The organism is Brevundimonas sp. EAKA (genome assembly GCF_000698025.1).
GTDB lineage: Bacteria > Pseudomonadota > Alphaproteobacteria > Caulobacterales > Caulobacteraceae > Brevundimonas > Brevundimonas mediterranea_A.
This window is the reverse complement of record NZ_JMQR01000007.1, coordinates 11018-34849: the sequence shown is the minus strand read 5'-3', so window position 1 is coordinate 34849 and position 23832 is coordinate 11018. Positions and strand designations below refer to the sequence as shown.

The 23832-nt window shown below is 65.5% G+C and carries 25 protein-coding genes; 6 read left to right on the top strand and 19 right to left on the bottom strand.

The window, feature by feature from the left end; all coding sequences use genetic code 11:
* The first annotated feature begins 58 nt into the window (after nt 1–58).
* From ER13_RS02200 to ER13_RS02190, 3 genes are all read left to right on the top strand, one after another.
* The gene (locus ER13_RS02200) at nt 59–2437 is read left to right on the top strand and encodes an ATP-dependent helicase (RefSeq protein WP_197019701.1); all 2379 of its coding nucleotides are present in this window, start codon (nt 59–61) and stop codon (nt 2435–2437) included.
* 81 nt (nt 2438–2518) lie between these two features.
* Nucleotides 2519–3610: a PLP-dependent cysteine synthase family protein gene (locus tag ER13_RS02195; RefSeq protein ID WP_035305984.1), complete on the top strand. Its 1092-nt coding sequence runs from the start codon at nt 2519–2521 to the stop codon at nt 3608–3610.
* An 80-nt stretch (nt 3611–3690) separates the two neighbouring features.
* Nucleotides 3691–3873 (top strand): DUF3606 domain-containing protein, encoded by a 183-nt coding sequence (locus ER13_RS02190; protein WP_035305982.1) that lies wholly within the window; start codon nt 3691–3693, stop codon nt 3871–3873.
* A 6-nt stretch (nt 3874–3879) separates the two neighbouring features.
* Here ER13_RS02190 and ER13_RS18225 read toward each other — a convergent pair whose 3' ends face one another.
* The 15 genes from ER13_RS18225 to lipA all read right to left on the bottom strand — a co-directional run bounded on the left by ER13_RS18225 (nt 3880) and on the right by lipA (nt 17050).
* Nucleotides 3880–4644 (bottom strand): hypothetical protein, encoded by a 765-nt coding sequence (locus ER13_RS18225; RefSeq protein ID WP_155988056.1) that lies wholly within the window; start codon nt 4642–4644, stop codon nt 3880–3882.
* A 191-nt stretch (nt 4645–4835) separates the two neighbouring features.
* On the bottom strand, nt 4836–6242 hold the full coding sequence (gene lpdA, locus ER13_RS02185) for a dihydrolipoyl dehydrogenase (protein ID WP_035305980.1): 1407 nt from the start codon (nt 6240–6242) through the stop codon (nt 4836–4838).
* 2 nt (nt 6243–6244) lie between these two features.
* Nucleotides 6245–6724 carry a glutathione peroxidase gene (locus ER13_RS02180; RefSeq protein ID WP_008258900.1) on the bottom strand — a complete coding sequence of 160 codons (480 nt, stop codon included), beginning with the start codon at nt 6722–6724 and terminating at the stop codon, nt 6245–6247.
* A gap of 15 nt (nt 6725–6739) precedes the next feature.
* The gene (locus ER13_RS02175; protein WP_035305978.1) at nt 6740–8035 is read right to left on the bottom strand and encodes a pyruvate dehydrogenase complex dihydrolipoamide acetyltransferase; all 1296 of its coding nucleotides are present in this window, start codon (nt 8033–8035) and stop codon (nt 6740–6742) included.
* A complete protein-coding gene (locus ER13_RS02170) occupies nt 8032–9411 on the bottom strand; it encodes a pyruvate dehydrogenase complex E1 component subunit beta (RefSeq protein ID WP_035305975.1) in 1380 nt (459 codons plus the stop codon). The genes ER13_RS02175 and ER13_RS02170 overlap by 4 nt, the downstream gene beginning before the upstream one ends.
* Before the next feature lie 3 nt (nt 9412–9414).
* A complete protein-coding gene (gene pdhA / locus ER13_RS02165) occupies nt 9415–10443 on the bottom strand; it encodes a pyruvate dehydrogenase (acetyl-transferring) E1 component subunit alpha (RefSeq protein ID WP_008260859.1) in 1029 nt (342 codons plus the stop codon).
* A gap of 133 nt (nt 10444–10576) precedes the next feature.
* Nucleotides 10577–10876 (bottom strand): septum formation initiator family protein, encoded by a 300-nt coding sequence (locus tag ER13_RS02160; protein WP_035305970.1) that lies wholly within the window; start codon nt 10874–10876, stop codon nt 10577–10579.
* Between the two features lie 139 nt (nt 10877–11015).
* Complete coding sequence (gene eno / locus ER13_RS02155) at nt 11016–12293, bottom strand: phosphopyruvate hydratase (RefSeq protein WP_035305968.1); 1278 nt, start codon at nt 12291–12293, stop codon at nt 11016–11018.
* A gap of 89 nt (nt 12294–12382) precedes the next feature.
* Nucleotides 12383–13000, bottom strand: a complete 618-nt coding sequence (locus tag ER13_RS02150) for a hypothetical protein (protein ID WP_035305967.1) — start codon at nt 12998–13000, stop codon at nt 12383–12385.
* Between the two features lie 109 nt (nt 13001–13109).
* A complete protein-coding gene (rpmF, locus tag ER13_RS02145) occupies nt 13110–13292 on the bottom strand; it encodes a 50S ribosomal protein L32 (protein WP_035305966.1) in 183 nt (60 codons plus the stop codon).
* A 145-nt stretch (nt 13293–13437) separates the two neighbouring features.
* Nucleotides 13438–13962 carry a GNAT family N-acetyltransferase gene (locus tag ER13_RS02140; RefSeq protein ID WP_035305964.1) on the bottom strand — a complete coding sequence of 175 codons (525 nt, stop codon included), beginning with the start codon at nt 13960–13962 and terminating at the stop codon, nt 13438–13440.
* Nucleotides 13959–14519: a sugar O-acetyltransferase gene (locus ER13_RS02135; RefSeq protein ID WP_304412771.1), complete on the bottom strand. Its 561-nt coding sequence runs from the start codon at nt 14517–14519 to the stop codon at nt 13959–13961. The genes ER13_RS02140 and ER13_RS02135 overlap by 4 nt, the downstream gene beginning before the upstream one ends.
* On the bottom strand, nt 14516–15631 hold the full coding sequence (locus ER13_RS02130) for an NAD(P)/FAD-dependent oxidoreductase (RefSeq protein WP_035305962.1): 1116 nt from the start codon (nt 15629–15631) through the stop codon (nt 14516–14518). The genes ER13_RS02135 and ER13_RS02130 overlap by 4 nt, the downstream gene beginning before the upstream one ends.
* Nucleotides 15628–16080, bottom strand: a complete 453-nt coding sequence (locus ER13_RS02125; RefSeq protein ID WP_008260691.1) for a type II toxin-antitoxin system RatA family toxin — start codon at nt 16078–16080, stop codon at nt 15628–15630. Before ER13_RS02125 ends, ER13_RS02130 begins: the two co-directional genes overlap by 4 nt.
* A gap of 7 nt (nt 16081–16087) precedes the next feature.
* Complete coding sequence (gene lipA, locus ER13_RS02120; protein ID WP_008262283.1) at nt 16088–17050, bottom strand: lipoyl synthase; 963 nt, start codon at nt 17048–17050, stop codon at nt 16088–16090.
* Nucleotides 17051–17221: 171 nt separating this feature from the next.
* On the opposite strand from lipA, the gene ER13_RS02115 reads away from it, so the two are divergent.
* Complete coding sequence (locus ER13_RS02115; protein ID WP_052004744.1) at nt 17222–18775, top strand: AMP-binding protein; 1554 nt, start codon at nt 17222–17224, stop codon at nt 18773–18775.
* 5 nt (nt 18776–18780) lie between these two features.
* Here the strand turns inward: ER13_RS02115 and ygiD are convergent, their stop codons facing one another.
* The 4 genes from ygiD to ER13_RS02095 all read right to left on the bottom strand — a co-directional run bounded on the left by ygiD (nt 18781) and on the right by ER13_RS02095 (nt 21545).
* The gene (gene ygiD, locus ER13_RS02110; protein WP_081836088.1) at nt 18781–19539 is read right to left on the bottom strand and encodes a 4,5-DOPA dioxygenase extradiol; all 759 of its coding nucleotides are present in this window, start codon (nt 19537–19539) and stop codon (nt 18781–18783) included.
* Between the two features lie 4 nt (nt 19540–19543).
* Nucleotides 19544–20146, bottom strand: a complete 603-nt coding sequence (gene wrbA / locus ER13_RS02105) for an NAD(P)H:quinone oxidoreductase (RefSeq protein WP_008258668.1) — start codon at nt 20144–20146, stop codon at nt 19544–19546.
* A 95-nt stretch (nt 20147–20241) separates the two neighbouring features.
* Entirely contained in the window at nt 20242–20700 is a 459-nt protein-coding gene (locus ER13_RS02100; protein ID WP_035305959.1) for a hypothetical protein, read from the bottom strand.
* On the bottom strand, nt 20676–21545 hold the full coding sequence (locus tag ER13_RS02095; RefSeq protein WP_197019700.1) for a D-alanyl-D-alanine carboxypeptidase family protein: 870 nt from the start codon (nt 21543–21545) through the stop codon (nt 20676–20678). Before ER13_RS02095 ends, ER13_RS02100 begins: the two co-directional genes overlap by 25 nt.
* A gap of 124 nt (nt 21546–21669) precedes the next feature.
* Here ER13_RS02095 and ER13_RS02090 point away from each other — a divergent pair, with 124 nt between their 5' ends.
* Together ER13_RS02090 and mazG are read left to right on the top strand one after the other, a co-directional pair.
* Complete coding sequence (locus ER13_RS02090) at nt 21670–23037, top strand: MFS transporter (protein ID WP_008260614.1); 1368 nt, start codon at nt 21670–21672, stop codon at nt 23035–23037.
* A complete protein-coding gene (mazG, locus tag ER13_RS02085) occupies nt 23034–23828 on the top strand; it encodes a nucleoside triphosphate pyrophosphohydrolase (protein WP_081836087.1) in 795 nt (264 codons plus the stop codon). The genes ER13_RS02090 and mazG overlap by 4 nt, the downstream gene beginning before the upstream one ends.
* Nucleotides 23829–23832 lie beyond the last annotated feature (4 nt).

The following is a 23832-nucleotide window of genomic DNA, read 5'->3' as shown; positions in this document are numbered from 1 at the left end:
TTGGGCGACGGCCCTGACATCGCCCTCCGGTCCCCTTATGTTCCGGTTTTGATTCTGCCTGCCGGATGTCTCAAAGCCTGTGACCGATCTTCCCGCCCCCCGCATCTCCGACCTGGCCCGCGCACGAGCGCCCGACGGGGCGGGACCGCGCGACTATCTCGAAGGGCTGAATCCGGAACAACGCGAGGCGGTGGAAGCGACCGAGGGGCCGGTCCTGGTTCTGGCCGGCGCCGGCACCGGCAAGACGCGGGTGCTGACCACGCGGCTGGCGCACATCCTGGCGACCGGCCGGGCCAGGCCGTGGGAGTTGCTGGTCGTCACCTTCACCAACAAGGCCGCCCGCGAGATGCGCGAGCGGATCACCCATCTGATCGGTCCCTCGGCCGAGGGCCTGCGCTGGCTGGGCACCTTCCACTCCATCGCCGCCCAGATCCTGCGCCGTCACGCCGAACTGGTCGGGCTGAAGTCCAGCTTCACCATCCTGGACACCGACGACCAGGAACGGGTGCTGAAACAGCTGCTGGAAGCCGCCAATATCGACACCAAGCGCTGGACGCCCAAGTCGCTGTCCGGCCTGATCGACCACTGGAAGAACCGCGGCTGGACGCCTGAGAAATTGCCCCCCGGCGAGGATTTCGCCAACGGCAAGGGCCAGGGCCTGTACGCCGCCTATCAGGCCCGCCTGCGCAGCCTGAACGCCTGCGACTTCGGCGACCTGCTGCTGCACAACATCACCATCCTGTCCAAACATGCGGACCTGGCGGACGAATATCGTCGCCGGTTTCGCTACATTCTGGTGGACGAATATCAGGACACCAACGTCGCCCAGTATCTGTGGCTGCGGCTGCTGACGGCCTCGACCGGCAATGTCTGCTGTGTCGGCGACGACGACCAGTCGATCTACGGCTGGCGCGGGGCCGAGGTGGACAACATCCTGCGCTTCGAGCGCGACTTCCCCGGCGCCAAGATCGTCAAGCTGGAGCGCAACTATCGCTCGACCAGCCATATCCTGGGCGCCGCCTCGGGCCTGATCGCCGCCAACCGCGACCGGCTGGGCAAGACCCTGTGGACCGAGGACGACAGCGGCGACAAGGTGCGGGTGCGCGGCGTCTGGGACGGCGAGGCCGAGGCCCGGCTGATCGCCGACGAGATCGAGACTGCGCGTCGTCCCCATGCCGGCGAACCGGGGCTGAAATACAAGGACATGGCCATCCTGGTCCGCGCCTCGTTCCAGATGCGGGCTTTCGAGGAACGGCTGGTCATGCTGGCCATCCCCTATGCCGTCATCGGCGGCCCGCGCTTCTTCGAACGGGCCGAGATCCGCGACGCCCACGCCTATATGCGGCTGATCCAGTCCGAGGACGACGATCTGGCCTTCGAGCGGATCGTCAATGTGCCCAAGCGCGGCATCGGCGACACCAGCGTACAGAAGATCCTACAACTGGCCCGCCAACACGACCTGTCGGCCCTGACGGCGGTGCGCGGCCTGATCAACACCGACGAGCTTCAGGCCCGCACCCGCACCGCCCTGTCCAACTTCGTGCGCGACCTCGACCGCTGGCGCGCCCTGTCCGAGACCACGCCCCATTGGGAGGTCATGGAAACGGTGCTGGAGGAGAGCGGCTACACCGATATGCAGAAGGCCGACCGGACCAGCGGTCAGACCCGGTTGGACAACCTGAAGGAACTGACCCAGTCGATGCAGCAGTTCGAGACGCTGCAGGCCTATCTGGAACACGTCTCCCTGGTCATGGATCTGGAGCGCGCGACCAGCGACGATCCGAACGGCGACGGCGCGGTCCAGATCATGACCCTTCACGGCGCCAAGGGGCTGGAGTTCCCCTTGGTCTTCCTGCCGGGCTGGGAGGAAGGCGTCTTCCCCAGCCAGCGCAGCATCGATGAAAAAGGCGAGAAGGGCCTCGAGGAGGAACGCCGCCTGGCCTATGTCGGCGTCACCCGCGCCAAACAGGACGCCCGCATATCCTTCGCCGCCAATCGTCTGGTCTATGGCCGTTGGACCTCGCAACTGCCCAGCCGCTTCGTTGACGAACTGCCGATCGCCCACGTCGATCCCCAGTCCGACACCGGCTACTACGGCGCCTCCGCCGGGATGAAGGAGGCCAAGAGCCGCTGGGACGACGCACCCAGCTTCGGCAGCGGCTATTCCTCGCCCGGCTGGAAACGCGCCCAAAGCTTCACCGCCGCCCAGACGCCGAACAAGATCCCCGCCCGCAAGGCCGTGATCGAGGGCGACGGCCGCCTGATCGCCACCGCCGATCCCAAGTCCGGCTCCGGCTGGAAAAAGGGCGAACGCGTCTTCCACCAGAAGTTCGGCTACGGCCACGTCCGCGTCATCGAGGGCAATAAACTGCTGGTCGATTTCGAAAAGGCCGGCGAGAAACGGGTGATCGACAGTTTCGTGGAGAAGGCGGGCTAAAAGGGGCGGGCGTCATCCGCCTTTGCCGCCGGCCAAGCTTTGGCCTAAGCCATCGCCTTCCCGTCTACGACCGAGTCCGCCATGTCCGCCCCTGCCCGCCCTACCGTCGATCGCGCCTGGCTGAGCTGGGCCATGCGGCGGATCGAGGCGGACTACAACCGCTCGGCCGACACCCATCTGATCCCGGTGGACATGCCGGCCCTGTCGGACATCGCCCTGTATCTGAAGGACGAATCCAGCCACCCGACCGGCAGCCTGAAGCACCGTCTGGCGCGGTCGCTGTTCCTCTATTCCCTCAGCAACGGCTGGATCGGCGAGGGCATGACCATTGTCGAGGCGTCCAGCGGTTCGACAGCCGTGTCCGAAGCCTATTTCGCCCGGATGCTGAACCTGCCCTTCATCGCCGTGGTGCCGCGCTCCACCGCTCAGGAGAAGATCGCCGCCATCGAATTCTATGGCGGCCGCTGCCATTTCGTGGACGTTCCGGGCCAGGCCTATTCGGAAAGCCAGCGGCTCGCCGACGAACTGGGCGGCCACTACATGGACCAGTTCACCTATGCGGAACGGGCGACGGACTGGCGCGGCAACAACAATATCGCCGAGTCCATCTTCGCCCAGATGCGACGCGAGCCCTGCCCCGTCCCGCGCTGGATCGTGTGCGGCGCGGGCACCGGCGGCACCTCGGCGACCATCGGCCGGTTCGCCCGCTTCAACCGCCACGACACCCGGATCTGCGTGGCCGATCCGGAAGCCTCCGTCTTTCACCGTCACTGGGCCGATGCGACGGTCCAGACCAGCCTCGACCGTCCGTCCCTGATCGAGGGCATCGGCCGGGCGCGGGTTGAACCCTCCTTCATCCCCAGCTTGGTGGATCGGATGATCGTCGTGCCCGACGTCGCCTCCATCGCCGCCACGCGCGTGCTGAGCCGGCGTCTCGGCCGCCCCTGCGGCGGATCGACCGGCACCAACCTGTGGGCCTGTGTTCAGTTGGTTCAGGAAATGGCGCGCGCGGGCGAGTGCGGCTCGATCGTGTCCATCCTGTGCGACCACGGCGACCGCTACGCCTCCACCTATTTCGACGACGCCTGGATCGCCGCCCAGGGCCTGGACACCGCCCCGTGGGAAGCCCGCCTGGACGCCTTCTTCAAAACGGGCGTCTTACCCGACGCCTGAACCGCCTGTTTCGCCGGGGCGGACAGGTCTAAGAAGGCCGGAACGATCAGAAACGGTCAACACCTCAACAGGAGCCGACCATGGCGGGCCTCAAGGACAAGCGCGGCTTCATCGACAAGGAGCGCATCGACCTGACCGAGCGCCAGTCGGTCGAATACTGGATGAAGCGCTGGGGCGTAACCAAGGACCAGATCACCGCCGCCCACCGCAAGGTCGGCCGCATGACCAAGGACATCGCAGCGGAGCTGGGCAAGAAGCGCTGACGCCTGCTATTCCCTTGACCGATAAGCTGTAACAGGCCGCCTTCTGCCATTTGGCATCGTCACATCGGTCCTCACAAAAAAGGATGCGTTGTGATAGCTGAAAAAAATAGGAGGAAGTGGAGCAATGCTTAGTTCTTCACCAAATTCCTTTGGGGTTAAAACACGAGCATTCATGGAGATCAACGGCTCACGGCGGCTCCGCGCCCTTACCTGCCTTCTAAACTTAAAATCAGTAGTTAGGAACGCGTAGAGATTCTTGTTTTCTGCGGTGCATAAATGCCAAGCGTCTTGTGAGTGTTTAGAGCCAAGTTCTGCTACCAAAGAGACATGCAACGGATCACCGTATCCGCTGATCCGACGTCCCTGCTGCTCCTTTGCCGAAGGCAATCCCATCCATCGAGGCCCAAGCGTCGGAAACACAGTACCATCAACGCTGTCCATATGAACACCGCTCAACAAACTGTAGTCTAAATATCCATACCCTTTAAATCGTCCTACAGGCTGATAGTATGTCTCCGCCCGCAGCTCTGCTGACTGACACAAGTCGATCAACCCTTTACGGGCCAGATAAGCGATACCGGGAATAAAACAGATATTTTTATAGGTTTCCGTTGCATCATCTACCAGATGGACCGGAATACGAGCTGAATACCCGGTATCGAACGGAACAACGCCGCCCCAGAGCTCCACCCCTGTGGATATGGTAGCCGTCTCGTGAGTTACAGCATGCGCCAAGACAGAATTATCGACCAGAAGCCGAATTCGCGGCATCTTCTTTAGCCGCCGTCGCGCCTCAAAAGTTGCTAGCCATGTAAGCCAATCCACCACAGACGGCAGAAAACGGTGAAGCAATCGCTGTTTAAGTCGTGAGAGATACGGGTTTGGCCACATCTCTCAACGTTGAAACTAAAAATCGACGTTCGTCGACTGTGTCATTCAGTTTAAGGGCAGACTTACGTCCATCAGATGTGCAGCACCCGCCCGTAGGCGTCCAGCGCCGCCTCGTGCATGGCTTCCGACATGGTCGGGTGCGGATAGACGATGCCGTGAATGTCTTCTTCCGTCGCCTCCATGGTGATGGCGGTGACATAGCCCTGGATCATCTCGGTCACTTCGTGGCCGATCATATGGGCGCCGATCAGGGCGCCGGTCTTGGCGTCGAAGATCACCTTGACGAAGCCGTCGATCTCGCCGGCGGCCACGGCCTTGCCGTTCACGCGGAACGGGAAGCGACCGATCTTGACCTCGCGCTTCTCGGTGCGGGCGGCCTGTTCGGTGACGCCGACCGAGGCGACCTGCGGCTGGGCGTAGGTGCAGCCGGCGATGGGCGAATGGACGTTCGGGGTCTTGTAGCCGGCGATGAATTCGGCGGCGTGGATGCCTTCATGCGACGCCTTGTGCGCCAGCCAGGGCGCGCCGGCGCAGTCGCCGATGGCGAACAGGCCCTTGACGTTGGTCTGGCAGTGGCTGTCGGTCTTGATGTGGCCGCGGTCCAGTTCGACGCCCAGCGCCTCCAGGCCGATGCCGTCGGTGTTGGCGGTGATGCCCACGGCCGAGATGCAGACCTCGGCCTCGAGCGACTCGGCCTTGCCGCCGGCCTCGATGTCCACCTTCACGCCCGCGCCGGTCTTGGAGACCTTGGTCACCTTGGCGCCCAGCTTGAACTTGATGCCGCGCTTCTCGAACGACTTCTGGGCGGCCTTGGAGACCTCCTCGTCCTCGACCGGCATGATGCGCTCGACCGCCTCGACGACCGTCACCTCGGCGCCCAGGGCGCGATAGAAGCTGGCGAACTCGATGCCGATGGCGCCCGAGCCGATGACCACGAAGGACTTGGGCAGCTTCTTTGGCGCCAGGGCGTCGCGATAGGCCCAGATCTTGTCGCCGTCAGCCTCCAGACCGATCTGCGGCAGGGCGCGCGCCCGCGCGCCGACGGCCAGCATGACCGCCTTGGCCTCGACCGTGCGCGAACCGCCGGCCTTCAGCGCAATCACGACCTTGGGCGCCGCAGCGCCCTTCTCCAGCTTGGCCGTGCCTTCGATGACCTCGATCTTGTTCTTCTTCATCAGGAAGGCGACGCCCTTGTTCATCGTCGCCGCGACGCCGCGCGAGCGCTGGATGATGGCGTCGAAGTCGAACGACGCGCCGGAGGCCGACAGGCCGTAGTCCTTCAGATGGCTCAGGCTCTCGAACTTCTCGCCCGACTTCAGCAGGGCCTTGGTCGGGATACAGCCCCAGTTCAGGCAGATCCCGCCCAGGTTCTCGCGCTCGACGATGGCGACCTTCTGGCCCAGTTGGCTGGCGCGGATAGCCGCGACGTAACCGCCGGGGCCCGAGCCGATGACGACGAGATCGAATTCAGCAGCCATGATCAGATCAACTTCTCGATGTCGGCCTTGATGGCCTCGGGTTCTGTTTGCGGGGCGTAGCGGGCGACCACCCTGCCCTCGCGGTCGGTCAGGAACTTGGTGAAGTTCCACTTGATGGATTGCGAGCCGAGGAAGCCGCGCTTCTGCTGCGTCAGCCAAGCGTACAGCGGATGCCGGTTCGGCCCATTGACCTCCACCTTGTCGAACAGGGGGAAGGTCACGTCGAAACTGGTGGCGCAGAAGGCGGCGATCTCCGCCGCCCGCCCCGGCTCCTGCTCCCCGAACTGGTTGCAGGGAAAGCCCAGCACCTCGAACGGCCGGTCAGCGAACGTCCGGTGCAGCTTTTCCAGCCCGTCATACTGGCCGGTGAAGCCGCACTTGGACGCCGTATTGACGATCAGCAGCGCCTGACCGCGAAAACGGTCCAGCGAAACCTCCGTGCCGTCGATGGCGCGGGCGGAGAAGTCATAGACCGAGGTCATGACCTCACCCTCCCCTTACGCCAGCATCGCGACGGGATCTTCGATCAGCGGCTTGAACGCCTGCAGGAAACGGGCGCCGGTCGCGCCGTCCACAACGCGGTGATCGCAGGTCAGGGTCACGGTCATGACCGTGGCCGGCACGATCTGTCCGTTCTTGACGACCGCGCGCTGCTCGCCCGCGCCCACGCTCATGATACAGCCCTGGGGCTCATTGATGATCGAGGTGAACTGCTTGATGCCGAACATGCCCAGGTTGGACACCGAGAAGGTGCCGCCCTGGAACTCTTCGGGCTTCAGCTTGCGTTCGCGGGCGCGCTTGGCCAGGTCCTTGGACTCGGTCGCGATCTGCGCCAGGCCCTTGGTCTCGGCCTTGCGAATGATCGGGGTGATCAGGCCGCCGTCGATCGCCACCGCCATCGAGACGTCGGCGTTGTGGTGCATGGCGATGCCTTCGGGGGTGTAGGAGGCGTTCGCCTCCGGCACCATCTTCAGCGCCAGGGCCGCAGCCTTGATGATGAAGTCGTTGACCGAGACCTTGATCCCCTGCGGCTCCAGCATCTTGTTCACCTTGGCGCGAACCGCCATCAGCTGGTCGATCTCGCAGTCGATGAACAGTGGGAAGTGCGGCACGTTCTGGATGCTGTCGACCATGCGACGCGCCACGGCCTTCTTCATCCCGTCCAGCGGGATCAGGTCGTAGCTGCCGTCCGGTATTCCCATCTGGGCCAGCGACTGCACCTGACGCGGCGCAATGCCCGAAATCGCGGCCGCGGCGGTCGTCGCGGCGGCGGGTTGGGCCGCGCCCTTGCCGGCGGCTTCGACGTCGCGCTTGACGATCCGGCCGTGCGGGCCGGTGCCCTTGATCGACTTCAGATCGACGCCGTTCTGGGCGGCGATGCGACGCGCCAGAGGCGACGAGAAGATGCGGTCGCCATTGTCCGACTTCGGGGCGGCCGGAGCCGGCGCGACCGGTGCGGACGCCTTGGGCGCCTCGACGGCGGCGGGTGCGGCCTTCGGGGTCTCCTCAGCCTTGGCGGCCGGTTTTTCAGATTTCTGGGGCGCAGCGGCCCCGCCCTCGTCCTTCAGACGGGCGATCGGGGTGTTGACCTTCACGCCTTCGGTACCTTCGGCGACCAGGATGTCGGTGATCTCGCCCTCATCCACGGCCTCGACTTCCATCGTGGCCTTGTCGGTTTCGATCTCGGCGATCACGTCGCCGGCGGAGACGACATCGCCCACCTTGACGTGCCACTTGGCCAGGACGCCCTCTTCCATGGTCGGAGACAGGGCGGGCATCAGGATATCAGTCATGCCATCACCTGCTTCACGGCCGCGATGATCTTGTCCACGCCCGGCAGCGACAGGGCTTCCAGATTGGCGGCGTAAGGCAGCGGCACGTCTTCCTGGTGCACCCGCAGCGGCGGCGCATCCAGATAGTCGAAGGCGTGTTCGATCACCCGCGCCACGACCTCGGCGCCGACGCCCATCGGACCCCAGCCCTCTTCGGCCGAGACCAGACGGCTGGTCTTCTTGACGCTCTCGACGATGGTCTCGTGATCCAGCGGACGCAGGGTGCGCAGGTCCACGACCTCGCACTCGATGCCTTCCTCGGCCAGTTTCTCGGCGGCCTGGAGGGCGAAGCCGACCATGCGGCTGTGCGCCGTGATGGTGACGTCCTTGCCTTCGCGACGGACCTTGGCCTTGCCGATCGGCACGACATAGTCCTCGATCTCCGGCACGTCGAACTCGAGGCCGTACATCATCTCGTGTTCGAGGAAGACGACGGGGTTCGGATCGCGGATCGCAGCCTTCAGCAGGCCCTTGGCGTCGGCCGCGTCATAGGGCGCGACGACCTTCAGGCCCGGCACCTGGGCGTACCAGGCCGAATAGTCCTGGCTGTGCTGGGCGCCGACGCGCGAGGCGGCGCCGTTCGGGCCGCGGAAGACGATGGGCGCGCGGATCTGACCGCCCGACATGTACAGGGTCTTGGCGGCCGAGTTGATGATGTGGTCGATCGCCTGCATGGCGAAATTGAACGTCATGAACTCGACGATGGGCTTCAGGCCCGCCATGGCCGCGCCGACGCCCAGGCCGGCGAAGCCGTGCTCGGTGATCGGGGTGTCGACGACGCGCTGGTCGCCGAACTCCTGCAGCAGTTCGCGGCTGACCTTGTAGGCGCCCTGATACTGGGCGACTTCCTCGCCGATCAGGAAGACCTTGTCGTCGCGGCGCATCTCTTCGGCCATGGCGTCGCGCAGGGCGTCGCGGATGGTGGTCTTGACCAGTTTGGCGTCGGCCGGGATTTCCGGATCGCGCAGCTCGACCTTGGGGGTCGAGGTCTGGGTCGGCGCCTTCTCGGGATCGCCGGTCTTGCCTTCGGCCGTCGCCTTGGGCGTATCGGCCTGGGCCTTGTCGGACTCGGCCTTCGGCGCGGGCGCAGCCGCGCCGTCTTCGCCGGCCAGACGCGCGATGGGCGTATTGACCTTCACGTTCTCGGAGCCCTCGGCGACCAGGATTTCCAGCACTTCGCCTTCATCCACGGCCTCGACTTCCATCGTGGCCTTGTCGGTTTCGATCTCGGCGATCACCTGGCCGGCCGACACGGTGTCGCCCGCCTTGATGTGCCATTTGGTCAGCGTGCCCTCTTCCATCGTGGGGGACAGCGCCGGCATGAGGATGTCGGTCACGGATCAGGCCTCCACGTAGACGTCGGTATAGAGCTCGGACGGATCGGGTTCCGGGCTTTCTTGGGCGAATTGAACGGCCTCGGCGACGATGGCCTTGATCTCGTTATCGATGGCCTTCAGCTCGTCTTCCGTCGCATTGGCGGCGGCCAGCAGGGTCTTGATGTGGTCGATGGGGTCGCGGGTCTTCTTGACCTCGTCCACCTCTTCCTTGGTCCGGTATTTGGCCGGATCGGACATCGAGTGACCGCGATAACGGTAGGTCTTGACCTCGAGGATGTAGGGCCCCTCGCCGGCGCGGGCGCGCTCGACAGCCTTCTTGACCGCATCACGCACGGCCAGAACATCCATCCCGTCCACCTGCTCGCCCGGAATGCCGAAGCTGGCGCCGCGCTGGCTAAGCTGGGTCGTGGACGACGAGCGCTCGATGCTCGTACCCATGGCGTACTGGTTGTTCTCGATGATGTAGATGGCCGGCAGCTTCCACAGCTGGGCCATGTTGAAGCTCTCGTAGACCTGCCCCTGGTTCGAGGCGCCGTCGCCGAAATAGACGAAGGCCACCGAATCATCGCCGCGGTACTTGCCGGCGAAGGCCAGGCCGGTGCCCAGCGACACCTGGGCGCCGACGATGCCGTGACCGCCGTAGAAGCCGGTCGGCACGTCGAACATGTGCATCGAACCGCCCTTGCCGCGCGACGAACCGCCGATGCGGCCGGTCAGTTCGGCCATGACTTCCTTGGGGTCCATGCCGGCGGCCAGCATGTGGCCGTGATCGCGGTAGCCCGTGATGATCTTGTCGTGGCCCTGTCTGACGCTCTCCTGAACGCCGACGGCCACGGCTTCCTGGCCGATATACAGGTGGCAGAAGCCCCCGATCAGACCCATGCCGTACAGTTGGCCCGCACGCTCCTCGAAGCGGCGGATGAGAACCATCTCGCGGTAAAAGCGGAGGAGGTCCTCCTTGGACGCCGAAGGCGTGTTTGAAAGCTTGTCAGGCGCAGTGGTCTGAGCGGCTTTGGCTGGGGCTTTCGCCATCCGGCATCTCCCGGCTAGGCGTCGGGAAGCGACGCCTTCTTATCGTTACGGAAGGGGGCTTTAGCAGCCTTCCTTCCCGGAACGCAAAGGGGTGCGGGCTCGACTGTAACAATAGTTCAAGCGGCGAAGGTTTTCATCCCTGAACGGGTTGCGCCGGAACGCGGATCACATAGTCGCGTGGGTCCGAAAAGCCGAGAACGGCGCGTGCGCGCTCCTCCAGCAAGTCCTTCGACAGGCTGTCGGTGCGGAGATAGCGCACCCGCGTCTCAAGGTCGCGGCGCTGTTCTGTGAGATGGGCGAGCTGGTTCTCACGCCGCCCCATCAGGGCGTCACGCGACGATCCGCTCAGCAGCCCCCGTTCGCCCGTCAGAGCCTGAACGCCCAGATAGGCGAGCAGCAACAACAGGGCGAGGGACAGGCGGTAAGGTTTCATCCGTTCAGGCACGACCGACGCTCCTTCTGAGCGCGAAAAACACAGTTCAGGAACCGTGCCCGAAAATGCCTAACAAAATGTAGCTTGACCGTAAGGACGTCGACGAAGAACGCTGATTCTTCGCCGACAATTCACAGGTTTAGCGCAGCAGCATGCCGTCGCCGAAATAGACGGCCTGGTCGCCCAGCATCTCTTCCAGGCGCAGCAGCTGATTGTATTTCGCCACCCGGTCCGAGCGGGCCAGCGAGCCGGTCTTGATCTGCCCGCAGTTGGTGGCCACGGCCAGGTCGGCGATGGTCGAATCCTCGGTCTCGCCCGAACGGTGGCTCATTACGGCGGTATAGCCGGCGCGGTGGGCCATATCGACGGCGTCCAGGGTCTCGGACAGGGTGCCGATCTGGTTGACCTTGATCAGGATGGAGTTGGCCAGGCCCTCGCCGATGCCGGCGGCCAGACGCGCGGGGTTGGTCACGAACAGGTCGTCGCCGACCAACTGGACCCGGTCGCCGAGCCGCTCGGTCAGCAGGCGCCAGCCGTCGAAATCGTCCTCGGCCATGGCGTCCTCGATCGAGACGATCGGGAACCGCTCGCACAGGTCCACCAGATAGGCGGCCATGCCCTCGGCGTCGACGGTCTTGCCTTCGCCCGCCATGACGTATTTGCCGTCCTTGAAGAACTCGGTCGAGGCGACGTCCAGACCCAGGTGGAAGTCCTCGCCGGCCAGATAACCGGCCGCCTGGCCCGCCTTGGTGATGAAGCTCAGGGCTTCTTCGGCCGAGGCCAGGTTCGGGGCGAAGCCGCCCTCGTCGCCGACGTTGGTGTTATGGCCGGCGTCCTTCAGCTGCTTCTTCAGGGCGTGGAAGATTTCCGCGCCCATGCGCAGGGCGTCGGTGAAGGTCTCAGCCCCGGTCGGCAGGATCATGAACTCCTGGATGTCGATCGGATTGTCGGCATGGGCGCCGCCGTTAATGATGTTCATCATCGGCGTCGGCAGGACGCGGGCCGAGACGCCGCCAACATAGCGGTGCAGCGGCAGGCCGGCCGAAATGGCGCTGGCCTTGGCGGCGGCCAGGGACACGCCCAGGATGGCGTTGGCGCCCAGACGGGCCTTGTTGGGCGTGCCGTCCAGGTCGATCATCGCCTCGTCGATACGGCGTTGATCCTCGGCGTCCATGCCGGACAGGGCGTCGAAGATCTCGCCGTTGACGGCGTCGACCGCCTTCTGCACGCCCTTGCCGCCCCACAGATCCTTGTCGCCGTCGCGCAGTTCGACGGCTTCGTGAGCGCCGGTCGAAGCGCCCGACGGCACAGAGGCGCGACCGAATGAGCCGTCATCCAGGATCACGTCGACTTCCACCGTCGGATTGCCCCGGCTGTCGAGGATCTGGCGGGCGACGATGTCGGCGATGTCGGTCATGGCTCGGCTCTTTGGCTCAGGCGGAAAACAGGTCCGAGGGGTTTAGACGTCTCCCCGCGAATCGCCAATGCCTGCGTCGCCCTTGGTCGTCAGGAACAGCCCTCGACCAGTTGAATGGACGGATCGCCGGCGTGGATCATCATCACCTTGCCGTCAGAGCCGACCTCGTAACGGATCCCGCGCGCGGCCGGATCGGTCACATAGGTCGTCGATCCGCCGCGCGACCAGACGAACAGGTCCTCCGCCGGCGCCGACTGATACTTGTGCGATTGGGCGAAAACGGCGCCGCCATAGGCCTGTTTGATCGCCATGCCCGTGTCGCCGACGCCGAACCCGCGGTCGGTCTTGATCGTCGCGCCGCGCGCGGCGGTGATACGGGTCAGCACGCCGTTCTGGATCATGACGCGCACATCCTTGGGCGCATCGACCGGATGAAACTCGTCGCAGGTCTCCGGATCGGCCCCGCCGACGGCGTTTGGTTGGGAATCCTCGCCCCAGACCTGGACCAGCTCGGCGCGGGTCATGCCGATTCGCGCCGCCCCCAGACCATCGGCCGTCAGGGTCGAAGCATTGGCCGGCGGCGGCGGCGGCGCTTCGGCCGGCGCAGGAGCCGCAGCGGAAGGCGGCTGGGCCACGGGGTCGTCACGGCGTTCACAGGCGGCGAGTGTGAGCAGCGCAAGTGCGCTGACGGCGGCGAAACGGATCATGGGCGTGCGTCCTTCTGAGAAGCTTCACAGCACAGAACGCACGAAAACGGCGCGCGGGTGACCGCGCGCCGTAATAAACTTCGTCCGGTCGAAACCGGGCCGTGGAAGACTAGTCTTCCTTCGGCGTGATGACCTGGCGACCGCGATAGGTGCCGGTCTTCAGGTCGATGTGGTGCGGGCGCTTCAGCTCGCCGGTGTCCTTGTCCTCGACATAGACGTTCGAGCTCAGGGCGTCGTGGGCGCGGCGCATGTTGCGACGCGAGGGGGATACTTTCCGCTTCGGAACGGCCATGTCCGTCTCAATCTTCTAAGTCGGGCGCCGCCCAGAGCCGAAGCCTGATCAAGCGCGAAAACGATAGCGGTGGCCCCGGTCCTTCGTGAGAAGAACGCCGAGCCGCCACGCGAGGCGCGGCTTATGCATGAACCGCACGACGATTTCAAGGCGTCTTGAGCGACTTCCAGCGATCACGGTCCAGCCCGAAGTAAAGACTGTCCATCCAGACGCCCCCAACCTGCCAGGTCCGGCTGGCGGCCCCCGTCTGTTCGAAGCCCAAACGCCCCAGCAGGCGAATGGACGCCGCATTGGAGGGGTCCACGTCGGCGGTGATCGCATCGATATCCCGCGTGACCATGACATGATCGATCACGGCGGTCAGCGCCTCCTTCGCCAGCCCTCGCCCCCAATAGTCGGGATGCAGGATGTAGCCGATCTCTGGCAGCCGCCAGAACCCCGCCTTGCCGATGACTCGGCCTTGCGCCTCAATGACGAAATCGTCGCTGGTTTCCGGGGCGGCGGCGATCATGCTCTCCAGCCACTCCGCCGTCTTTTCCCTGGCCGCATGCGGCATGGTCGACCACCACCGCATCGCTTCCGGAGATGAAAAGACCTGATGCAGATCATCGACATCGTCCGGCCTCGCCCGTCGCAGAATCAGGCGCGGCGTGACGAGTTGAGAGATCATTGCGCGGCGTTCCGCGTCAGGTGTTTGACCACCTTGGCCGGGTTGCCGACCACGACAACGTCGGGCGGCACGTCCCTGGTCACGACGCTGCCTGCTCCGACGACGGCGCGATCGCCGATCGTCACGCCCGCCAGAACGATCGCCCCGCCGCCGATCCACACATCGTCGCCGATCGTGATCGGTCGAGCGGATTCCAGCCCTCGCCGCTCGACGGCGTCCAGCGGATGTTCCGGCGTCAACAACTGCACCCCTGGTCCGGCCTGAAAATTGTCGCCGATTCGGATTTCGGCGCAGTCCAGAAAGACGCTGTTGGCGTTGACGAAGGCGTTCGCTCCGAAATGGATATTGACGCCATAGTCGCAGAAGAAGCCCGGCATGATGATCGCCCTGCCGTCGGCGGCACGCACCAGTTCATTGACCAGGACGCGGCGCTTGTCGCGATCCGGCTCTGTATTGATGGCGATGGTCAGGCCCACGGCGCGGGCGCGGCCGTCGCGCAGGTCCGGGTCGCCCGGATTGTACGGCAGGCCCGCCAGCATCTTCTCGCGCTCGGTCACGACGGGCTCGTCAGGGTCTTGGCCACCGCCTCGCCTATCGCCAGCGAACTGGTCAGGCCGGGGCTTTCTATGCCGAACAGGGCCATCAGCCCCTCGATCCCGTGGTGCTCGACGCCGTGCAGTTGGAAGTCCGGCTGCGGTTCGCCCGGACCATGCAGCTTCGGCCGGATCCCGGCGTAGTCGGGCGTCAGGGCGCCGTCGGGCAGGCCGGGCCAGAAGCGGCGAATATAGGCGGCGAAGACCTCCGCCTTGGCCGGATCGACCGAATAGTCCTCGGTCTCGACATAGGCCAGGTCGGGGCCGAACACCGCCTGGCCGCCCAGATCCTTGCGATAATGGGTGCCCAGGGCGCCGGGAATCGGCGGCGGATAGATCAGTCGGTCGAACGGCGCCTTGCCGACCAGCCGGAAGTAGACGCCCTTGCCGAAATGGCCGGCGGGAATGTCGCCAGCCGGATAGCCCTCGACGGCCGCCGCGACAGCCTGCGCCGACAGGCCAGGCGCCGTGACCAGCAGGCGGCTGGTGATCTCCATCGCCCCCTCCCCGCCCACACGGATCGTGAAGCCGCCGCCCAGCAGCGATTCGGCGCCCTCGAACGGGGCCGACACCACGACCGATCCGCCCGCGTCCTCGATCTCGCCCTGCAGGGCCAGCATATAGCCGTGGCTGTCGAACAGACCGCTCTCGGGCGACAGGATGGCGGCGTGGGCATTCAGCTCGGGCTCCAGCGCCCGCGCCTGGGCGCCGGTCAGATGCGCCAGTCCCTCGACCCCGTTGGCCGTCGCCTGTTCGAAGATGGCCTCGATCCGCTGGACCTCGGCCTCTTGCGTGGCCACGACCAGCTTGCCGCACTTCCGATGGTCGATCTTGCGGCTGGCCAGGAAGTCATAAAGCGCCCGCCGCCCCTCGACGCAGAAGCGCGCCTTCAGCGAACCGGACGGATAATAGAGGCCGCCGTGGATGACCTCGGAATTGCGCGACGATACGCCCTGGCCGATGTGGCCGTCCTTCTCAAGCACCAGCACCGTCAGCCCTCGTTTCGACAACGCCCGCCCGCAGGCCAGGCCCACGGCCCCGGCGCCCACGACGGTCGCGTCGAAATCGAAACTCATCGGCCGCCGTACCTCCGCTTCGCCTCGCCCTCGAAACAACCGATCAGCTTTTCCACCGCCCGGTCGAAATTGGCCGACAGCATCAGGTCCAGCATCCGCGACTTGAAGGCGAAGTCGATCATGAACTCCAGCCGCGCGCCGTCGGGATGCGGGAAAAACTCCCACCGGTTCTTCAGATGTTTGAACGGCCCGCGCAACAGGCCGACCTCGACCTTGGGCGCGTTCCGGTCATGCCGGACCCAGGTGGAGAACCGCTCCTTCAGGAAGGAGAAGCCCACCCCGGCCTCGGCGTCCAGCACGGAGACGCCCTCGCCTTCGGCCCGCTCGTTCCAGACCCGCATCGACGTGACCCAGGGCACGAAGTCGGGATAGGCGCGCACGTCGGCGACCAGATCGGCAAGCTGTTCGGGCGCATAGGGAAGGATGCGCGTTACGCGGTGGACGGCCATTCGAACCTTAGCGGCGCAGCTGCGCCTCACGCGCGGCCTTCAGCCGGGCGAAGTCGTCGCCGGCGTGGTGCGACGAGCGCGTCAGCGGCGACGAGGACACCATCAGGAAGCCCTTGGCCCGGGCGATCGCCTCATAGGCCTTGAACTCTTCCGGCGTGACGAACCGGTCGATGGCGGCGTGTTTGCGCGTCGGCTGCAGGTACTGGCCGATGGTGATGAAGTCGACGCCGGCGGACCGCATGTCGTCCATCACCTGCATGACCTCTTCCTTGGTCTCGCCCAGGCCGACCATGATCCCGGACTTGGTGAACTGTTCCGGGTCGCGCTCCTTGACCATCTGCAACAGGCGCAGGGAATGGAAGTAGCGAGCGCCCGGCCGGATTTTCAGATACAGGCGCGGAACGGTCTCGAGGTTGTGGTTGAAGACGTCGGGCTTGGCGTCGATCATCACCGCGGCGGCGCCGTCCTTGCGCAGGAAGTCGGGCGTCAGGATCTCGATGGTCGTCTTCGGCGCCTGAAGGCGGATCTGGCGCACCACTTCGGCGAAATGGGCCGCGCCGCCGTCCGCCACGTCGTCGCGATCGACCGAGGTGATCACCACATGGTTCAGGGCCATCTGCGACACCGCAAGCCCGACCTTGCCCGGCTCCTCCGGGTCCAGCGGCTGGGGCAGGCCCGTCTTGACGTTGCAGAAGGCGCAGGCCCGCGTGCAGGTGTCGCCCATGATCATCAGGGTGGCCTGCTTCTGGCTCCAGCACTCGCCGATGTTCGGACAGGCCGCCTCTTCGCAGACCGTGTGCAGGCCCTTGGAGCGGACGATGTCCTTGGTGGCGTTGTATTCCCCCGAGCCCGGCGCCTTGACGCGCAGCCAGTCGGGCTTTTTCAGAACCACCGACTCCGGGCGGTTCTGTTTTTCGGGGTGGCGCAGCTCCGACGGCTTGCGCTGAAGGGTGTCGATCAGGGTGACCATGGCCGGTATTTCGACCTTCCGGGCCGCGATGGCAAGCCACGGCCGGTTACAGATGATGGCGCGCTTGGGAACTCACGCCGCGTAACCTATCTTTTCAAGACACCGTCGCGTCATTAATGACGGACGCCCGACAACAGAGAGGGCCTCTCGCGCCCTCCGCAGGAGACGCGTTTGCGCCAGGCCCTGGATTCCTCGCTGTACGACACCACGCTGATCGACGCGCTGATCGACGCGCGCGCCCGGTTCGGGGACAAGGAAATTCTGGAAGACCAGGATCGCCACCCCCTCACCTACACCGGCCTGATCCGCGCCGCCTTCGTCCTGGGCCGCAAGATCGCGAACATGACCGATCCGGGCGAGCGGGTCGCCATCCTGCTGCCCTCGTCCATGGGCGTGGTCGTCACCTTCTTCGGCCTGCACGCCCACGGCCGCGTACCGGTCATGCTGAACTTCACCGCGGGCGAGACAAATCTGAAGGCGGCGATCAAGGCCTCGGGCGTCAAGAAGGTCCTGACCGCCAAACGCTTCATCGATCAGGCCAAGCTGGACGACCTGATCGTCGAGCTGAAGACGGTGGCCGAGGTCGTTTGGCTGGATGACGTGCGCAAGACCATCGGCCTGGCCGACAAGCTGTACGGCCTCAGCGCCGGCGTTGCGCCCAAGCGGTTCCGCGTCAAGACCGACCCGGACGCGCCCGGCGTGGTCCTGTTCACCTCGGGCAGTTTCGGAACGCCCAAGGGCGTGGTGCTGAGCCAGAGGAACCTGGTCGCCAACGCCCGACAGGTCGCGGCCCATATCGACCTGCTGCCGGAATGGGTGATGTTCAATCCCCTGCCCACCTTCCACTGTTTTGGGCTGACCGGCGGGGTCATCCTGCCGCTGCTTCAAGGCTTGAAGGCCTTCCAGTATCCGTCGCCGCTGCACGCCAAACAGATCACCGACCTGCTGCCCCAGGTGAAGGCCTCGATCCTGTTCGCGACCGACACCTTCCTGAACCAGTATGGTCGCGTCGCCGAGGCGGACGACTTCGCCACCCTGAAGTTTGTAGTCGCCGGCGCCGAAAAGGTGCGCCAGGAAACCCGCAACCTGTTCAACTCAAAATTCGGCGGCGTCGAACTGCTGGAAGGCTATGGCGCGACCGAAGCCTCGCCGGTCGTCGCCGTCAATCACCCGGCTCGCAACGCCCCCGGCACGGTGGGCCAGATTCTGCCCGGCATCGACTGGAAGCTGGAGCCAGTGGAGGGCATCGCGGACGGCGGCCGCCTGTATCTGCGCGGCCCCAATGTGATGAGCGGCTACGTCACCTCGGCCGAGCCCCTGGAATGGTCCCCGGTCGAGGACGGCTGGCTGGACACCGGCGATATCGTCGATGTGGACGCCGAGGGCTATGTCACCATCAAGGGCCGCGCCAAACGCTTCGCCAAGATCGGCGGCGAAATGGTGTCGCTGACGGCGGTCGAGGGCATCGCCGGCGCGGTCTGGCCCGACCAGCGCCACGCCGTCGTCTCCATTCCCGACACCCGCAAGGGCGAAAAACTGGTCCTGGTCACTGACCACGCCGAGGCCGAGGTCGCGCCCCTGGCCGAATGGGCCCGCACGAACGGCGCCCCCGAGCTGATCGTGCCCAAGAAGATCGTCAAGGTCGCCGAGGTTCCAGTCCTGGGCAGCGGCAAGACGGACTATGTCGCGATCCAGAAAATGGTCGAGGCGGAAAAGGCGGCCTGACCGCCCTACCCGATCCGCACCCCCGTCATCGAAATCGACCCGCCGTCGATGCTGTCGTTGAAGAAGGACACCGGCTCGCCCGGCGTCTGCTGGGCGGCGATATAGAGCACCGGCAGGTAGTGTTCGTCAGTCGGCACGCTCAGCTGGGCGTCCTCGGCCAGGCCGACCCAGTCGATCAGGGCTTCGTGGTCGCCGACCACAAAGGCCTGTTTGACCGCCTCGTTGAACCCTGTCGCCCAGCTATAGGGCTCGGCCCCCGGCTGGCGCTTCCAGGTCCGCAGATTGTGGACGAAGTCGCCCGAGCCGGCGATGACGATTCCCTCGTCCCGCAGCGGCCGCAGGGCCTTGGCCAGTTCATAATGCTGGCGCGCCGTCAGTTCGCGATTCAAAGACAGCTGCACCACCGGCACGTCGGCGTCCGGCCACACATGGCACAGCACCGACCAGGTCCCGTGATCCAGGCCCCATTGTTGCGTCTGGACTGCCCCCGTCAGCTCCGCCACCCGAGCCGCCAGTTCGGGCGAGCCCGGGGCGGGATACTGAAACGCGTGAAGCTCAGGCGGAAAATTCCCGAAATCATGGATGGTTTCGGGCCGTTCCTGCGCCGTAACGCCCAGCCCGCGCGTCTCCCAATGGGCGGAGATCATCACCACCCCCTTGGGCTTGCCGATGTCTTCACCCAACCCGCGCCAAGCGGCCCCGAAGGGACCGCCAAGCGCGTTCATGGGCGAGCCGTGGCCAAAGAAAACGGCGGGCTGGCGCATCGGATCAGCCGAACTGCTTCTTGGCGATCTCGGCGATGTGCTTGCCCTGGAAGCGGGCGCCGTCCAGGTCGATCTGGCTGGGCATGCGCGAGCCGTCGCCCTTGGTCAGGGTGGTGGCGCCATAGGGGCTGCCGCCGACGATCTCGTCCATATTCATCTGGCCCTGGAAGGCATAGGGCAGGCCGACCACGATCAGGCCGTGATGCATCAGGGTCTGAACCAGGCCCATCAGGGTGGTTTCCTGGCCGCCGTGCTGGGTCGCGGTCGAGGTGAAGGCGCCGCCGACCTTGCCCACCAGGGCGCCGTTGAACCACAGGCCGCCGGTCTGATCGAGGAAGTTGCGCATCTGCGAGGCGACGGTGCCGAAGCGGGTGCCGGCGCCGATGATGATCGCGTCATAGTTCGCCAGATCCTCGACCTTGGCGATGGGGGCCGCCTGATCCAGCTTGTAGCCCGACGCCTTGGCCAGTTCGTCCGGCACCAGTTCGGGCACGCGCTTGATGTCGACGACGGCGCCTTCGACTTCGCGCGCGCCTTCGGCGACGGCTTCGGCCATGGCTTCGATATGACCGTAGGTGGAGTGATAGAGGACGAGAATCTTGGGCATGGGGAGGCTCCATTGAATGATAGGCCGTCATTCGCAACAACGACCGTTGCTAACTTGGCGTGTCCATCCTGCCCTTGCAAGCCCTCGGGCGGGTTTCACCGCACGAAGGGACAAACCGCATCATAGAATGCGCGGGTCCCGGGCGTTTCGCCGCCGCGCAGGCCGTGAAAACGATGCTCCATCACCATGGCCTGCTGCTCGATATTCAGCGAATCCCAGCGGCAGTCCGGATCGGCTGAATAGGCGTAGGCGGCGGCGCTGTCGCCCGCCTTCAGCTTGGCGAACAGCAGATTCCCCCCCTGCTGCGCCTGCCAGACATGGGTCAGTTCGTGCACCAGCACGCCTTGAATCTGCTGCGACGCCTGGCCGAAGTCCGTCTGAAACGCCCGTCTGGGCCAGACGATCCAGTCGCGCCCGAACCAGCGGCCGGCGACGAAGGCGCGCCCGAAGGGCCAGGCGATCAACCGGATTCGATCCAGACGAAGCGCCGAACCGAACGCCTCACGCGCCAGGCTGGCCTCCCCTTCGGTCAAGGCGCGAATGATGGATCCCACGGTCGCACATACTCCCAATGCCAGGGCTCATAGACATAGGGTACGAACCCGAACCGCCCGGCGTTGGCGACCAGCCAGCGATAGGTCGCCGACCGCGCCATATGTTCGCGGCTGGCGGCCGCGGTCGAATCGACCCCACGCCCCGGCGCCTGACCGACATAGAGATCGACCGCCGTCCCCGTCCGATGCGGCGAACAGACGGCGCGGCGCAGGCCGTCGCAATTGCCCTGCTGGGCGCAGCGCGCGGCGTCCGCCTCTGGATCGCGGAAGCCGGAAAAAATTTGCAGCAGTTCGGGATCGGCCGCGACCTCGGGAACCTCGGCGCGGGCGGCGGCGACCATCCGGCGATAGGCGTCCAGAACGTCGCGTCGCAACAGGCGCGTCAGCCGGTCAGCGTGTTCCTCGGATTCGACCAGATAGCCCAATTGGTTGATCGGCGGCGGGTCGGGGCATTCCTGGCGGGTGCGGGCCATGACGAACGGTCGACGCTCCTGCCACAGCCCCCGCAGGACCTGAAAGGTCGACGCATCGAACAGGCCGGTCGGCGCTAGGCCATGGGTCTGCTGGAAGCCCGCTAGTTGCGAGGCGAAGATCGGCGTGCCCGGACCGCAAGTCGAGTGCAGTTCGCGCTGGATCAGGGGAACATAGGTCCGCCACCCCCATTCGGTCGCCCCGAACGGGGTCCATTCCATCGCGTAAGCCGAGGCGGCGTTGACCAGGGCCTGTCCGCCCCAGACGTCGGCATTGGTGTGACAGGGTCCAGCCGCACGCGCGCCGCCGGCCGCAGCCAGGACGAAACAGACCGACAGAAAGGCAATAAGGTTTCGCCACATGCCGAACAGCAAGCCCCAAGCCGGTCGCTGGAGCAAGCACAGAGAGACCGCAGCGCCCAAATCCGACTCCGCGTCCGTCCGTAAAGCTGCGATGGTGAACCGGCCCGACTCATCCGGGCTGTTCCGGACCCGCTGCATGACCGTCGCCGCCGCGCCCCGTCGCTCCAACGCCGTGCTCGCCGCCTTCTCCGGCCCCTGCCTGCCGCTGGCGGCCTTCGGCGTCGCCCTGCCCGTCACTCTGCCGGAATTCTACGCCACCTACGTCGGGCTCGAGCTGGGCGTGGTCGCGGCCGTCTTCATGGCCGTGCGTCTGATCGACATCGTCTTCGACCCCTTCATCGGCTGGGGCATGGACAAGACCAGGACCCGGTTTGGCCGCTACCGCCCCTGGATGGCGATCTCGACGCCGATGCTGATGCTAGCCGCCTTCATGATGTTCGTCGTGGTCCAGCCCGGCGCGCCGCCTCTCTATCTGTTCGGCTGGCTGCTGTTCCTCTACCTCGGCTTCTCCATCGGCACCCTGGGCCAACTGGGCTGGGCCGCCGTCCTCGCGCCCCAGTATGATCAGCGCAGCCGCGTCTACGGCTGGTGGCAGGTGTTCAACATCATCGGCGTCGTGCTGATCCTCGTCTTGCCGACCATCGTGGTGAAGACGGGCATCGGCGACTACGCCGACGGCGTGCGGATCATGGGCTGGGCCATCGTCATCGCCCTGCCCGTCACCATCGGCCTGGCCATGTTCGTGGTGCCCGAACCAGTGACCAAGGGGGACCAGCCGCATGGAAGCCTCGGCGCCTATCTGTCCCTGCTGGGCCAGAAGACGGTGCGGAAACTTCTCATCTCGGACCTGCTGCTCGGCGTGGCGCCCGGCATCACCGGTTCGCTGCTGTTCTTCTTCTTCGGCCAGGTCCGGGGCTATGATCACACCCAGGCCGGTCTGTTCATGCTGGTCTATTTCATCGCCGGCCTGTGCGGCGCGCCCTTCTGGGCCTGGTTCGCCACCCGTGTCGGCAAGGACCGAGGCCTGGCCGTGGCCAGCCTCGTCTCGGCTGTCCTCTATGTCGGCGCCACGCTCGTCCCCGGCGGCAACTTCGCCCTGACGGCCGTGGTCATGTTCATAGCGGGCCTGCCCTATGCCGCCGGCCTGTTCCTGACCCGCGCCATGATGGCCGACGCCGGCGACGAGGAGCGGTTCAAGACGGGCGTCGATCGCACCGGCCTGATGCTGTCCATCCTGTCGGCGACGACCAAGATCGGCCACGTCGCCGCTCTGATCCCCTATTTCATCCTTCAGGAGGTCGGCTTCCGCGCCCTTCCGGGCCCAGCGGGCAACAGCGAGACCGCGCTGCTGACGCTGCAGATCCTGTTCATCGCCGTGCCCGGCGTACTGCTCGTCCTGGCCGGCTGGGTGCTGAAGGACTATCCGCTGACCCAGGCCCGCCACAACGCCATCCGTGAGAAGCTTGATGCGCGCGATGCCGAACCGACGGCGGTGCGCCTGTGAGACCGATAGACCGCCTGCTCGGCGTCATGGAACGGCTGCGCGACCCGGACGGCGGCTGCCCCTGGGACGTGGAGCAGACCTTCGCCACCATCGCCCCCTATACGATCGAAGAGGCCTATGAGGTCGCCGACGCCATCGAGCGCAACGACCTGAACGAGCTGAAGGGCGAACTCGGCGATCTGCTGTTCCAGGTCATCTTCCATGCCCGCATGGCCGAGGAACAGGGCTTGTTCGCCTTCGACGACGTAGTCACGGCCATCGCCGACAAGCTGGAACGCCGCCACCCCCACGTCTTCGGCGACGAAGCCCAGCGCACCTCGAAAGAACAGACCGTCGCCTGGGAAACCATCAAGGCCGCCGAGCGCAAGGACCGCAAGAAGCCCGGCGCCCTCGACGACGTCCCCGTCGGCCTGCCCGCCCTGACCCGCGCCGCCAAACTGACCAAGCGCGCCGGCCGCGTCGGCTTCGACTGGCCCTCGACCGACGAGGTGTTCGACAAACTGGCCGAAGAGGTGGCGGAACTGCGCGTCGAGATCGCGGCCGGCGACATGGCCAAGGCGCGCGAGGAGATGGGCGACCTGCTGTTCGTCGTGGCCAACCTGGCCCGCAAGCTGGACGTCGAGCCCGAGGACGCCCTGCGCGCCACCAACGCCAAGTTCGTGCGTCGCTTCGGCTTCATCGAGGCGGAACTGGCCAAGGACGGCCGCACGCCCGACCAATCGACGCTGGAGGAGATGGACCGCCTCTGGGACGCCGCAAAGGTCGCCGAGAAGGCCGGCTCCCCATCCTGAGCCC